Annotated in this window: 13 protein-coding genes and 2 pseudogenes; 12 read left to right on the forward strand and 3 right to left on the reverse strand. The window is 55.0% G+C overall.

The annotated features are described in order from the left end of the window. Nucleotides 1–186 precede the first annotated feature (186 nt). From N805_RS02215 to N805_RS02260, 12 genes and pseudogenes are all read left to right on the forward strand, one after another. Nucleotides 187–1,797: a winged helix-turn-helix domain-containing protein gene (locus tag N805_RS02215; protein WP_230685700.1), complete on the forward strand. Its 1,611-nt coding sequence runs from the start codon at nt 187–189 to the stop codon at nt 1,795–1,797. 212 nt (nt 1,798–2,009) lie between these two features. Then, nucleotides 2,010–3,176 carry a PrgH/EprH family type III secretion apparatus protein gene (locus N805_RS02220; RefSeq protein WP_019473659.1) on the forward strand — a complete coding sequence of 389 codons (1,167 nt, stop codon included), beginning with the start codon at nt 2,010–2,012 and terminating at the stop codon, nt 3,174–3,176. Between the two features lie 16 nt (nt 3,177–3,192). Continuing rightward, on the forward strand, nt 3,193–3,450 hold the full coding sequence (locus tag N805_RS02225; protein ID WP_019473658.1) for an EscF/YscF/HrpA family type III secretion system needle major subunit: 258 nt from the start codon (nt 3,193–3,195) through the stop codon (nt 3,448–3,450). A 68-nt stretch (nt 3,451–3,518) separates the two neighbouring features. Continuing rightward, nucleotides 3,519–3,827, forward strand: a complete 309-nt coding sequence (sctI, locus tag N805_RS02230; RefSeq protein ID WP_026034681.1) for a type III secretion system inner rod subunit SctI — start codon at nt 3,519–3,521, stop codon at nt 3,825–3,827. After that, nucleotides 3,824–4,546 (forward strand): EscJ/YscJ/HrcJ family type III secretion inner membrane ring protein, encoded by a 723-nt coding sequence (locus tag N805_RS02235; RefSeq protein ID WP_019473656.1) that lies wholly within the window; start codon nt 3,824–3,826, stop codon nt 4,544–4,546. The genes sctI and N805_RS02235 overlap by 4 nt, the downstream gene beginning before the upstream one ends. After that, a complete protein-coding gene (locus N805_RS02240; RefSeq protein WP_019473655.1) occupies nt 4,530–5,099 on the forward strand; it encodes a hypothetical protein in 570 nt (189 codons plus the stop codon). Before N805_RS02235 ends, N805_RS02240 begins: the two co-directional genes overlap by 17 nt. Continuing rightward, on the forward strand, nt 5,074–5,793 hold the full coding sequence (locus N805_RS02245) for an oxygen-regulated invasion protein OrgB (RefSeq protein WP_177313773.1): 720 nt from the start codon (nt 5,074–5,076) through the stop codon (nt 5,791–5,793). Before N805_RS02240 ends, N805_RS02245 begins: the two co-directional genes overlap by 26 nt. Next, nucleotides 5,783–6,229: a hypothetical protein gene (locus N805_RS02250; protein ID WP_019473653.1), complete on the forward strand. Its 447-nt coding sequence runs from the start codon at nt 5,783–5,785 to the stop codon at nt 6,227–6,229. The genes N805_RS02245 and N805_RS02250 overlap by 11 nt, the downstream gene beginning before the upstream one ends. A 95-nt stretch (nt 6,230–6,324) precedes the next feature. Then, nucleotides 6,325–6,465: pseudogene (locus tag N805_RS30865) on the forward strand (IS5/IS1182 family transposase); the annotation flags it as partial. Then, nucleotides 6,462–6,632, forward strand: a pseudogene (locus N805_RS30400) (IS5/IS1182 family transposase); the annotation flags it as partial. The pseudogenes N805_RS30865 and N805_RS30400, both read left to right, overlap by 4 nt. 332 nt (nt 6,633–6,964) lie before the next feature. Beyond that, nucleotides 6,965–7,477 (forward strand): hypothetical protein, encoded by a 513-nt coding sequence (locus N805_RS02255; RefSeq protein ID WP_155412658.1) that lies wholly within the window; start codon nt 6,965–6,967, stop codon nt 7,475–7,477. A gap of 22 nt (nt 7,478–7,499) precedes the next feature. Beyond that, on the forward strand, nt 7,500–8,861 hold the full coding sequence (locus N805_RS02260; protein WP_230685701.1) for a hypothetical protein: 1,362 nt from the start codon (nt 7,500–7,502) through the stop codon (nt 8,859–8,861). Nucleotides 8,862–8,999: 138 nt separating this feature from the next. Here N805_RS02260 and N805_RS30405 read toward each other — a convergent pair whose 3' ends face one another. From N805_RS30405 to N805_RS02275, 3 genes are all read right to left on the reverse strand, one after another. Further along, nucleotides 9,000–10,211 (reverse strand): hypothetical protein, encoded by a 1,212-nt coding sequence (locus N805_RS30405; protein WP_155412659.1) that lies wholly within the window; start codon nt 10,209–10,211, stop codon nt 9,000–9,002. Nucleotides 10,212–10,725: 514 nt separating this feature from the next. Beyond that, nucleotides 10,726–12,072 carry an OprD family porin gene (locus N805_RS02270; protein ID WP_026034680.1) on the reverse strand — a complete coding sequence of 449 codons (1,347 nt, stop codon included), beginning with the start codon at nt 12,070–12,072 and terminating at the stop codon, nt 10,726–10,728. Nucleotides 12,073–12,259: 187 nt separating this feature from the next. Then, nucleotides 12,260–13,276, reverse strand: a complete 1,017-nt coding sequence (locus tag N805_RS02275; RefSeq protein ID WP_019473648.1) for a histone deacetylase family protein — start codon at nt 13,274–13,276, stop codon at nt 12,260–12,262. Nucleotides 13,277–13,292 lie beyond the last annotated feature (16 nt).

Raw genomic sequence — 13,292 nt, forward strand, 5'->3', positions numbered from 1 at the left:
ATCTCGTGGGAATCCCTTCCCCTATAGTTGATCGCTCAAACCGGAGTGCGGGTTTACGGAGCCGTGGCTTCGGTCTATCCATCGCAGTAGGGAGGGACGAATTGCGTTATGGAACGAGGCACTCATAAGCCGTCAAGCCGGTCGTTTGTTTTTGGCCGATGGAGATTGCAGGGGGATGGACTGCTTTTGCATGACGGTAAAGGACTACATCTTCCACCCAAAGAGTTGCATGTACTTCGGCTGTTGTTGGGGGCGGCGGGCTCGTTGGTTTCCAAGGCCTGGCTGCTGGACCAGGTGTGGTCCAACTGCGACGTGGCCGAAGAGTCACTTACCCGCTGCATTTATGCGCTGCGCAAGTTGCTGGGGCGTGAAAATGACTATATCAAAACGGTTTATGGCAAGGGTTATCGTTTTGCAGGGGTGGTCGTCGAACGCGCGATCATGCCGTCATCACCGTTATCAGTGCCCTCGTTATTGGTCTTGCCGGTGGTGCGGGATGACGGGTGCGGCCTGGAAATGCAGCGCGAAGTGGTCCACCGACTGGCTGCCGCGTTCGGTGAAAGTCTTTGTGTGATGCCGGCGGGGCTGACAGCTAACGCACACGCTTCAGATGATTGCCTGTCGATCGTTGAGCGAATGATGCCTGATTATTATCTGAGTGTTCATTGTATCGCGCCGGCGGGCTGTTGGGCGTTGGCGGTCGAGTTGGTTCGTGGTCGCAATCATGCGCTGCTGTACAGTGAAACGCTGGTGCCCAGCGATGGGCGGGAAGAAGCCTTGCAGCGCCTGGTTTCTCTGGTGGCGCAGCGCCTGCCGGGTTTGCGTCCGACGACATCGCAGTGCGGCTCTTATCCCCTGGCACAGTCCTACCTCAGTGGTTTGCTCGGGTTGCAGGCCTATACGGCAAAGAGCCTGGGGGAGGCGTTGCGCGAGTTTCTCCATTGCCTGCATCTGGATGCCAGTTACGCGCCACCCTGGTGTGGCTTGGCTGATACCTATCTGGCCATGGCCGGTCTTGGGCTGATGGCGCCCGGCGAGGCGTTGGCCCACGCACAGCAGGCTGTGACTGAGGCGCTTGCGCTGGAGTCCGGGAATTCGCTGGCGATCATACGACTTGCGCTGCTGACCAGTTTGCAAGGGGCACCCGAAGCGGCTGAAGCATTGTTTCGTCCCGCGCTTATGGGGGGGGATCGTGCCAGCACTTACTACCACTATGCCTGGCATCAATGGTGTTCGGGGCAGTCGGAGCAAGCGTTGCAGAGTATCGAAGTATCCCTTGCTGAAGCCCCAGGCTCGGTCGCTGCACAGCTGTTGCGGGCCCGCATTGCCCTCGGCCTGGAGCCACGGCGTGGGCTAACTGCAATACGGTCGGCCATTGACGTACTCGGAATCGGACATGAGGGGGTCGATGCCATGTACGCACTGATTCTCGATGTGTGTGGGGATTCTATGGCCGCTCTGGAGGTAGTTGAGCGCGCTGGGTTATCGCAGGGGCACAGAGGAGAGGTGGGGTTGGTAGCCTGTTATGTGCTCGCGGCGTTCGATCCGCTCGAGGCTCGTCGACACTATGAGTGCTGGCGTGCGGCCTCGAACTATCCGCTGGCGTGTCCCGTGCAACTGCCGGTGCTGCGCCGGCTCGAGGGGGATTTTCAGGCCGCACCTCTTTGGTCTGGGAAGAAGCGTAAGGCTTGTCCTAGATTGCTGTCCCAATTGGGTGATCCGCGCTTGCAAGGATCATGTCCCAAAAACTGGTGTAACTCATCATGGCTTTGGCTACCGAGTCTGCCGGTTGGTTGATGACGGCCGACAGCTTGGCGTGGGGATGGCTGGGTCGCGGCCGGTGCGCACCCCGATGTAAATCCAAAACGTGCATCCGCCTCTGGCTGGATTCTGATCGTTTGTATGGCGTTTTCCTCATGGTTTGATCAGGATTGTCTGCCCGTCACTCCCTATCATTGATTGCACGTCTAAGCGTTAGGCGCTTCTCTATAGGCCGGGTGGTTAACAGCATGCAGGACTCCACTGCAACGCAATGCGTCCTGAGGGTTTTCAATGGCCCGTTGCAGGGTTGCGAATTTGATCTGGCGCAGGAGCGTACACTTTTTGTCGTGGGTTCCGAGGCAAAGTTTTGCTCGATCGAGCATCCGCTGAGTGTTCCGGAAGATGCGATCTACATTCCGCTGGAGTGCGGGGGTCGAAACTTCGAAGTCTTACTTGGCGATACTGAGCGCTCGGGGCGTGTCCTGCGTATCTTGGCCGACGAAGGTGTGGTTGAGCGCCTCATTCCATTCCAGTCACTGGAGAATGTAGCGGAGTTGCTAATCGCCGTGCGCCCGTTTGATGAGGCGTGGCGGAGCGAGTTGTTGGTACAAGGGCCGACGGTGCTTGCAGAGCCTGAGCCGGCTCGGGTGCCCAGCACCGTCTCGCGGCGAGTGGCTGTTGGAGCGGTGCTGGCGATAATGGCTGGTTTGGCAATGTTCGGTTGGTACGCTTCGCGCCCCACGCCTGTGTCGAGTGTTGAGGCGCTTATTGCCGGGGGCAACAACAGCATGGTCGTAGTCTATGGGCGCGACCAGGCGATCTACGTCTTCGCCGGCTCCGAGCGCGATGCCGGGTGGGGAAGGCAGGTATTGGTACGCAATGGGTACTCGGCAACGCAGGTGATGACCATCTATGACGAGCGTCGGCGTCTGGAGAGCCTGGTGTCCAGTATCGCGCCGCAACTCGCCTATCACCGTATGGACCTCAGTGATCCGGTTAATCCGCGGTTGTTGATCAGTCGTCAACGCAGCCTGCTGACACCCGATTTGCAGAGCCGTCTGGAGAGTGCTCTGGGCGCAGTTGCGCCCTACGCTCACGAAATAGAGATCGTACAGGCTGACGACGACGAACTCATACACCTGGCCGAACACGGCTTGCAACGCCTGGCCCTGCGCTTTACTCGGCATGCGCAGGCTGACGGCGTGACCTTTACGGTCGAGGGCGCCCTTGAGGACGCGGAGTTGCAAGCCCTGGGTGACTTTGTCGCGGAATTCGGTCGGCAGTGGGGTGAGCGATACGTGCATTTCGCATTCAAGCTCGAAGATGACTGGCTCAAGGGCAAGTCGTTCCGGTATGGCCCGCAGGGCTACATCAAGATGACGCCGTCATCCTGGTACTTCCCTAAATCCCTTTGATAATGACAGGTGATATATGAGTGTTTCAAATCCCATCAAGTTTCCTGATGACTTCCTGGGCCGGCAGGCTCAAGGCTTCGAGGACGGCGCAACCGATCTCAAGACCAAACTCGATGAGGCACTGGCCGCTTTGCATGCCGATGCGTCGGACCCCACGCTATTGGCGGCTTACCAGGCTGCATTCTCTTCCTACAACGTTTTCCGTAACGTTGCGACCAATACGGTAAAGGGCTTCAAGGAGATTGATACGGCGATAGTTTCCGCCGCGCGTTAAGTCTTGTTGTTCCTCTCGGCTGGCAGTTGTTTCGTGCGGCTGCCGGGTACTTTTCTGTGAGTGTTCCTATGTCTGTTTCTTCTTTGGGTTCAGTGAGCCTGAGTTCGCTTCGGATCGTTGAGTTGGCGCACCCCGAGCCTGGCTCGGTGATGTCCCTGGAGGGGCGTTTGATCGAGAGTTTCGCCAGCTCCGCTGTGGGCACCGAGCGTGATCATGCAAGGATCAATGCCATGCTGAAGCGCCCGGATATTACCAACCCGGAAGTCTTGAGCGAATTGCAGCTGCTCACTGCGCAGTACAACATCGATGTCTCTATGCTCAACGTGCTGGTCCGTAAAGCGGTGTCCACGGCCGAAACCTTGTTACGTTCGTCATGAAGTTATATGGCTGTCTGGTGCTGCTGTGTCTGATGCTGGTTGGCTGTCGCCAGCCGAGTTTGCTTGAAGGCCTTGACCAGCAGCAGGTCAATGAAGTGATTTCTGTGCTGCAGCGCAATAACATTACTGCGGCCAAGGTAAATAACGGTAAGACCGGATACTCGGTGCATATCGCGCGAGCGGATTTCGCGGCGGCGGTCGACCTGCTGGCCCTGTATTCACTGCCCTCCAAGCCGCGTGTCGAAATCGCTCAGATGTTTCCTGCCGACTCCCTGGTCGCTTCGCCGCGGGCCGAGAAGGCGCGTTTGTACAGTGCGCTGGAGCAGCGCCTGGAGCAGTCGTTGGCCACCCTGGAGGGTGTGGTTTCGGCGCGGGTACATGTGAGTTACGAGCTGGATGCTGGGGAAAGCGGTCGCAAGGTTGCGCCGATACACCTCTCGGCGTTGGTGATATATGAGCGTGACAGCGAGCCACAGCGACTGGTCAACGATATCAAGCGTTTTCTCAAGAACAGTTTCTCGGGCATGGACTACGAGCACATTTCGGTGGTTCTGTCCAAGCGGGCTTCAGTTCAGCATGCCGCCCCTTTTGTGGAGCCTCGCGCCTCCGGGTTTCCCTGGCTCTATGGCATTTTCGTGTTAGGCATTCTGGCTGCGGTAGCGTACTGGGTCGTGCTGTATCGGAAGCCGAAAGAGATCGAACATGCCCCGCCGAACTGAAGCGCTGCGCGCCATCCTGCAGCAGCCGCTGGACTATCTGCATCCGCAGCGGGGTGTTGTGCCAGCGCTGTTTGGCGAGCCGGCAACCCGGGCGTTGCTCAACCAATCATTACTAAGGAGGTTGGCACTCAGTTGTCCCGATCCGCAGCAGCTCAAGCGCAATCCATGGACTGATTGCTGGATCGCGAATTGGCAGCAGTTGCCCGTAGTCTCCCGCCTCATGGGGGCGCACCTGATGTGGCCGCGGCTGGCTCGCGGGGCGCGGATGCGTGAGCTCAATGCGCCGACAAGGGCTTTCGCCCGTATCGATCTGGGCAATCGGCCAATGGTCGCGGTCAGCGAAGCGGATGGGCTTGAGCAGTCGCTCAGTGCCCTGGGGCTAGCGGCCTTGACAGCTTGGCATCAACACATCCCGGAGGCGCTCATGCAGCGCCTGTTCTTGCAGTTCTCGCCACCCGTTGTCGAGTTTCAGCAAACTTTGCCGCTACTGGCGCCGAATCCATCACTTTTTATCCTGGCGGTACAACATGCTCGCATCCATCAGAACGCTTGAGGATATTCCGTCGACGGATGCCCTCCTGCTAAGGCATGAAGAGCGCACGGCTGCGCGCAATCGCCGGTTGTTGATGCAACAAGCCCGCGAGCGCGCCAAGTCCTGTATGGAAGAAGCGCAACAACAGGCAGACAGTGTCCGCGCGAACGCCTTCCAGGATGGTTATTCCCAGGGGGTGCTACAAGCTGCTGCTGACGTGAGCGGGCTTCTGCTGCGGTCGCGGCTGATGGCGAGCGCGCTGCAAGCTGAACTGGCACAGGCCGCCCGGTCTTTGCTGGGGGATTTGCTGATGGATGAACAACTGCTCGATGCGCTGCTGCAGCGCTGGCAGGATGGCTGGGTAGGTCAAGGCCGAGAGCCGCTGCAGATTATCCTGCCGCTGCGGTGCAAGGCCCAACAGCCGGCGTTGAAAAGCAAGTTGACGGGCTTGGGAATCGAGCGTGTGGATATCCGTTTCCATGCCCAGGAACGTTACCTGTTTCGCCTGGCGGATCAAGTGGTCGAGCTCGATATCGGCGCCACTCAGGAGCGCCTGTCGCCGCGTCTGATCGCCCAACTCAAGCAGTTACCGGAGAGCGTGCGCGAGCTGGATGAAGCGTCCAGGCGCGTTCTCGTCAGTTGGGCTGCCGACCTGAACAAAGGGGGCGATGCCCCTAACCCTGTTTCTGAATCGGAGAACAGTGATGAACATTGACAGCTATTCGCTCGCGGGTCCCGGCCACGCCTTGCCCCGAGGCACAGAGGCGATTGTACCCCTGGACCAGCGCATGGGGCTTCAGGGCGGGGAAACCCGTTCTGATCCGGATCCTGACTTTGCTCAGTTCTACGATGAGTTCATGAAGTGGATAGCCTCCACGACACCCTCGCCGGGCAGCATTCAGGGTTACTTGAAACAATACGCGAATGCCAGTGGCGAGCTGCCCTATAAAACGACGCAGAAGCAAATGGATGCGTTGACGCAGGTGATGGTGCGCATGAAAGAGCAGGGCTTGGAAGAAAGTGATACTCACAAGGAGATAAGAGTTGCGCTGGTATCGGTTTCATCGGCCAATATGTTCGTCAAGGAGTTTATGCAGGAGGTGTTCAAGCCGTCTGAGGACGAAGATAGCCGCGAAAATATCAGTTGGTAATTGTGTGTTCGTGTTTTAAATGGGCGAGAAGCCGTTTAGGGGTTCGCCGTAAAAGTTCCATAAATGCAAAGAACGTCTGACCACCTGATCCGGGCCGCGAGCGCTTCCTTGCCGAGATAGCTCAGATCGTACCCTGGACAGACCTGCTGGAGTTGATCAAGCCTTTCTATCCCAAGGCCGGTGGCGGTAGAAAGCCTTACCCACTCGAGACCATGCTGCGCATTCACCTGCTGCAGAGCACAAGATTGAGTACTGCAAAGCGCAGGCACGCGCCAAGGCTGAGCATCCGCTTAGGGTCATCAACCGCCAGTTTGATCACTTGAACGTACGCTTTCGGGAGCTGATGAAAAACACGGCCCAGTTGGCCACGCTATTTGCCCTGTCGAACCTGTGGATGGCTTGAAACCGACTGATGGGTTTGGGTGAGTTGTGCGCCTAACACGGAAAACCGGGCGCGAAATTTGCTACGCCTGTATTTCTATTGTCGTTCTAGTGTAGTGGCGCGCCATGTTTGGAATGCTGCTTTAATGGGACAAAAGACGCCCAGCCTTTATGCTGGGTTAGTAGAAATAAACTAGGGCTTGGGAAGAGAATGAGCGGAATATGCAAGAGGGAATTACCTGTGGTCCATACCCTATGCTTACACGGGATGTTTAAAGATTTTTCGGTTGTGTAGAAGTGGAGTGACTCGCAAGTCCTTGCTAGCTACCACGCGTGGCTTGGGGTGGGTGGCATGTGTATAACGAACAAAAAACTAAGAGGTTTGTGCGGGGGGGGGATGGTTTTTTATATAAAGTTAATGGTGGGTGGGTGATGTGTGATTTAAATGACGTGTATAGCCCTGTGCGGGTTGAAGTAGAGCGCGAAATCAGTAAGCTGTTGGATGTTCTAAAAGAACAACATCAGTTGAACAATGTTCATTTCGATGATCTCAGTGACGTTGCTCTACGCTTGGAGAGTGGGGATTTTTTTTGTTTGAAGTATGAGTGTGGCGTAGAGAAGCTGGTGCTTTTTTTCAAAATAGACTTGCAGGTTCCTTTTACTGATAAAGAGTTGAGCGAGTTTGCTGAGCTGTCTTGTTATTCCGAAATAAATTTAAATGGTGATCTACTGTCTGTTGAAGATAATGCTCTGGCGTATTACAAAATTATGAGTTCAACAGATATTTGTGGTGGCTTGTTGGAGGTGGTGTTCGTAGCCCTGTTGAAGGGGTATATGAGTTTAAGTTCTTGTCTAGAGCGTCGTTAGAGTTGAATTAAAGTCGGGGGTGATGTCTGTGTATGGTATTAATGGGTCTGCAATTGTTCTGTGTGCGCTCTCCGCTAAAAGCTTCGAGGCGGAAGACAGCGGCGTTCTAAAAAATTCTACCTTGATAACACCAGCTCAAGCCAAAGAGTTGAGTGAGGTGGTGGGTAGGTTGAATTTACATACTTCAAATTTTGGTGAGGAAAAGCATTCATTTTTACAGCCTGCTTCGTTCGCCAGCGTATCGTCGTCTAAAAGTATGTCGGAAATAGTTGGGCGTGGTAAGGTTCGTGTGGAGGCGAACGTTTTTGACCAAGACCCCTATAAAACAACGGCGAATACAAATAGGGCTATTGAAGTGGCCATTGGTAAGAAGTTGGCAACCAGTGATAAACTTAACGCAATAGCCAAGAGTATCAGGTTGAGTACGGGTGCGCCTATGCGGTTCGGAGATTTTACACCTGAACAGCAAGATAAGATTCGGCATGAAAGTAAGAACATTGGTGGTGCAAAGGAGCTAATTGCTGATAAAGACAATTTGGACGCCCACGTGCTAGCGACGCTTATAAAAGCTGAGGATGAGATATATAATGTGCCAGGGATGGAAAGGCGGCAGTGTATGTTTAATCATGTGCGAGCCCCGGATAATCCAATTTTTCCTTGGAATTGGCATCGATTTGATTTGGAAATTTGGAAGGTCAATAATCCCATTCAGTATCCGGCTGATGTAGCCAACTTGATAGCGGATAGATGGAATGAATTGGTTTTTACAAAAATCGATGAACCAGATTATTTCCAAGACGCATTCGGAATTGTTGATCATCGTGACGGGATCCTGCATATTTTACAGGGTATGGAGCCGTCCGCGCGCAAGGCGTTGTTTGAAACTATGAATATTAGTTGGAGTACAGAAGTATTCACTAATGATGAGGCCAATGCCAGAGACAGTAATCCCCTAGGAAGTCAGTTTCGTCAGCATACTACGGGGGGGTTGTCCAATGTGGTCAGATGGTCAGATACTGAGGATAAAAGTGTTAACCAATGGGTGCTTGACGCAATCGCACACGGCAAACCTGTCCTCTCTGGGCCTAGCGGGCATACCCTACGATATTTGAATCACTACGCCATGTGTCGTGAGATGTTGAACTATGACAAGCACACTGATACACGGCAGCTTCCAACACTTGAAGAGGCTCGGCTGGTGATGTTGGGCAATCTACTCCCTCCGAAGAATCATCACTCTTACCATGAGATTATGCTCGCTTCTGTCGGTGTCTTTGATGGTGAACAGGCACTTGGATATAGCAATAAATTAAACTACGATGATCTGAATTCAACCGCCATCGGTAGTGAGGTTTTAACCAGTGTATTAGGGCGTGCCGTCTAGTTAAGGAGGCAGCTGGCGTGATCCGGGATCATGCCAGTCCCCAGCTCATAAAATAGGATTTTTTCTGTCGGTGAAGATTTCAGTCGTTCCTTTGGTCGTCTGAGCTTTCGCTGTCTGTGTCAAGCGAAAAGCAGGTGACTACCGGTGCTCCATAAGACTGAAGTAATTCTTGGTGTAGTATAAAGCTGTCTCTGATTTTAATGCCTTTTCCAGCGCTTCATGCGAGTCGCTACTGTGCAACGCATGCATTGCCAAGTGTTGAACTTCGTTTTTGAATGCCATTCCAATACGGTCGGAACTACGCCATAATGCAAATTTTTTATTGGTTGGGTCAAAGACGCCACCGTTGGTACTGGTGTGTTCAACTTCTTTGCATACGGCGCAGGGAACAAATCTGCCTGCCATGTTTACAATTATGTGTTGTCCCGTTTGTAAGCCTAATTTAGAAATGGCTTGATCGTAAATGATGTCCGCAGACTTGGCCAAGTATTCTTCTATATTCTGTTCTGCATGCATTGTCTCAGTTACACCCTCCGGTAGGTAGGACTTTAATTCCATTTTATGGGGAGGGGGATGAATCATGATATAAGTAGAGGTGCCGGAGCGTTTAATGTCTTCTAAGGCATTGAAAATTGTTAAGAAGCCGGCTTTACATTGTAGTGCGATGGTTGACTTGTTCAAGTTGGTGCCAGGTCGGATTCCTCTGGAGTGCATAATTTCCGTATGAGCCTTACTGATTGTCTTGAATACGGAGTCGAGTGAGGCGAACGTTTCCATCAGTTTTCTATGGTGTCTGGAACGTCTGGCGCTTATCACGTTATCCCAGTCTTCTCTTTGATGGGTTTGAACGCGTTCGCGGGAAGATTGAAATACGTCGCTGTCTGTCAAGGCAATGCGGAGAGCCGCTTCAATCTTGTCTGAATGGAAATTGGATGAGAGATGTAGTAAGTTGCAGAATACACTTGCCTGAACTTCAAGTGGATTGCTGTTTAGCTTTAGGTTCATTGCGGTGTTCACGGCGAGTGATAGTTGTCGCAATGCTTGGCTTAAACGGTCATATCCTTGATATTTTTTGGGGGGAGGTGGGGAAATTTTTTGGCGGATTAGATTGTTTGCCATCGTGTGGTTTATATAGAAGGCTGGACGACTGTCAATGATGTTGTGGTGTTTTAGGTTTTGGCTAATTTCTCCTTTGTTTCCGAATACAAGTAATGTGGTGATGTCATTCAGGTCGGTTTTTTCTTGATCCGACACCCTTGTGGTATTGCCGAATACGCTGATAGAGGTCTTGTTTCTTGTTGTCGCTTCTGTCTGCGAGGGAGAGCATTGAGTGGTAATTGTATTGGGCACGCATTCCAATGGTAGACTCCAATATTGTTGTGTGGATATAGTTGTCTAGTGAGGGCTGTGAGTTTAGGGGCTGTTTGTGGTAGGCCTAGGTTGCTTCGATAGTCAAGTGCTTAGGCACAGTTATCGTTTTTTGAGCGCGTGCGGCCCGTCTGATAAATGTACTGGAATGAGGGCTGATAACTATCATTTTTCGCTCATTGTTAACGTGTCTTGAACTAGGCTCTGTACGAAAAGAGGTTTGCATTCGATATTGGTCGGAATAGCGGCGTAGCCTTTGTCGCCAAGCAGCCATTTACAACGTTTGCACTGGCGGCCACGTTGGCTCGATGGAATGAGCCCAAGCGTTGTATGGCCGGGTTGGAGAGGAGGACTACACGTTGGCATGGTTCCATCGTGTGGAGCCCCCGCTGTGGGAGCGGGGGCGGCCATCCGTTTTACCTCCTAAGAATCCAACGCGGTGGGTGGCACAGGCTGCGCTAAGGGCCGCGGATGAGCCCGCTCCCAGTTTGCCGAGCTATTTCAGAAAGTTCAGGTCCAGTGGGTAATCCAGAATGACCCGGGTCTGGTCCAGGTCATTGGCGATTGCCCCGTAATCGCCGCCCGTGCGCATCGACGCATGCAGCAGCCGCACGGACAGGTTTTTCGCAGGCCCCGACTGCACCACGTATTTCACCCACAAGTCCCGTTCCCATTGCGATCCGTCACGGACCGCCTGGAACCGTGAATAAGCTCCGCCGGCATCGCGGCCATCAATATCGCTACCGCGTATGTAGCGTGCCGTGAAGCTCAGCCCAGGGACGCCAAAGACGGCAGCGTCCAGGTCGTAACGTGCACTCCACGCTCTTTCGTTGGGGCTGTTGAAGTCGCTGCCCTGGGAAGCCGCATCCAGTTCGATGTCGAAACTGTTCCATACATAGTCGAAAGGCTGGTCGCCATCGATGTGGGTATAGGCAACTTCGAACTTGTGCCCGCCCCGTGCGTAGCCCACCCGGGCACTCCAGGCATCGTTGCGTATTTCGCCAAGCAGCGAGGTGCCGGTGTCGCGCGTGCGGTAGTAGTTGGCGCCGGTATTGAATACGCCACCCACCTTCAACGGCACCCGGTATTCGATGGATGCAAATTGCTGGTTCCAGATATTGTCCAGTTCGGACCCGAACAGCTTGACCTTCACGTTGTCGAGGCCGGTGTAGATACCGCCGTAATAACTGACAAAGTCACTGTCGGCCTGGCGGCCACCGTACGCGGTACCCAGCTTGCCGCCGTGATTGGTGGCTGCCCGGTCGCTGCTGGAGGTGAAGCGCCCTGCATTGAGGGCCAGCCCGGCGAAGGTATGATCGGTGACGTTCCAGCCTCGCAGCGTTTGCGGCAGCAGGCGGATATCACCGTATTTGAGTACGGGTGAATCAGGGAACAGGTCGCCATAGGCCAGTTCAGTGCTGCCAACCCGCATCTTTATCGCGCCACCGGCCTTGGCGTACTCATGCTTGGGGTCGCCCTGGTTGTCGCGCGCGACGATGCCGCCATTGCCGACACCGTCGCCAACCCGGCCCTTGCCACCGTCGAGCTTTATTGCGCCCATGTAATGCAAGTCGAGGCCGAACCCTACCCGCCCTTGGGTATAGCCGGAATTGAACTTGGCCAGCGCACCTTGCGCCCATTCCTGGCGATAACTTTGCCGCTCACCGGCCGGGTTGAGGTAGCTGCCGTTGCGGTTGTCGGCGTTCCAGTAGAAGTTTCGCAAGCCTACCGTGGTGGTACTGTCTTCAATGAAACCATGGTCCGATTCCGCCGCGCAGGCAATCGAGCCAAACAGACAGGCACTCGCGCCTGCCATCCCCAAGGTGAAAGTTGTAAGCGACATGAAGACTTCCTTATTGCCAGATTCAAGAACGGCAGCGTGAAGATTTATTGTTATTGCCCCTGCGTCTGCGGCGGGCAGCCGGGGGCCTGATCGCTGACTTGCAGGTGCGGCAAGTTGCGCTCTTTATTGTTGTATTGCTCGGTAGGCCGGGTTGCCCAAGGCAACCCGGAGCACATCGGGTTTTGCCTCAGGCAGTCATGCCGGCAAAGAAGCGCGAGGCATTTTCGTCCAGGGTTGCAATGTCGTAGCCACCTTCCTGGACCACCACGCAAGGCAGGCCCAGCGCCTTGATCCGCTGCCCAAGCAGGCGGAACCCTTCATGGCTGACGTGTACCTTGGACTGCGGGTCGTTTTCGTAGATGTCAAAGCCCAGCGACAGCACCAGTACGTCCGGAGCGAAGGCGCGCAGCGCGGTTGCCGCCTGGTCCATGCAGGCAAAGAAATCCGCTTCGCTGGCGCCGTGTGCCATGGGCAGGTTCAGGTTGAAGCCAGCCCCTGCACCAGCGCCGGTCTCATCATCGAAGCCGGCGACCACCGGGTAGAAGTTGGTCGGGTCGCCATGGATCGACACGTACAACACATCGTCCCGCTCATAGAAGATTTCCTGGATGCCTTGGCCGTGGTGCATGTCGGTGTCGAGCACGGCCACTTTGCCGAACTTGCCACGCAGCACCTGGGCGGCGATTGCGGCGTTGTTCAGGAAGCAGAACCCACCTGCGGCTTCGGCGCGGGCATGATGCCCTGGTGGCCGGCACAGGGCATAAGCAGCCTGGTCGCCTTCGATCACCGCATGTGCCGCGGCCACCGCGCTTTGCGCAGACCAGTAGGCGGCCTGCCAGGTGTGCTCGCCGATCGGGCAGCTGCCATCGGCCAGGTAGCGGGCGGTCTTGCCGAGGATGCCGCGCAAGGGGTTGCCTTCGCGGATATAGATGTTGGACATCACCTCATCGCCCCAGTCTTCCGGCACTTCGTGCCACTGCTGGTAGGCGCTGCCCAGGTAGTCCAGGTACGCCTGGCCATGCACGGCCGCCAGCGGGGCCAGGCCGTGGTCGGCGGGTTCGAACAGCGGGTAGCCGAGCTTTTCGACTACTGCCAGTAGCGGGTCGATGCGTGCCGGCACTTCCTGCGGTTGGCGCATCTGCCCACGCGACAGGTAGGAGCGGGGGTGGTGCAGGCGTTGGGCAGGATGGAAAAACGTTTTCATGGATCACCTCTTGGTA

Source organism: Pseudomonas putida S13.1.2 (assembly GCF_000498395.2).
In the GTDB taxonomy this organism is placed as follows: Bacteria; Pseudomonadota; Gammaproteobacteria; order Pseudomonadales; family Pseudomonadaceae; genus Aquipseudomonas; species Aquipseudomonas putida_Q.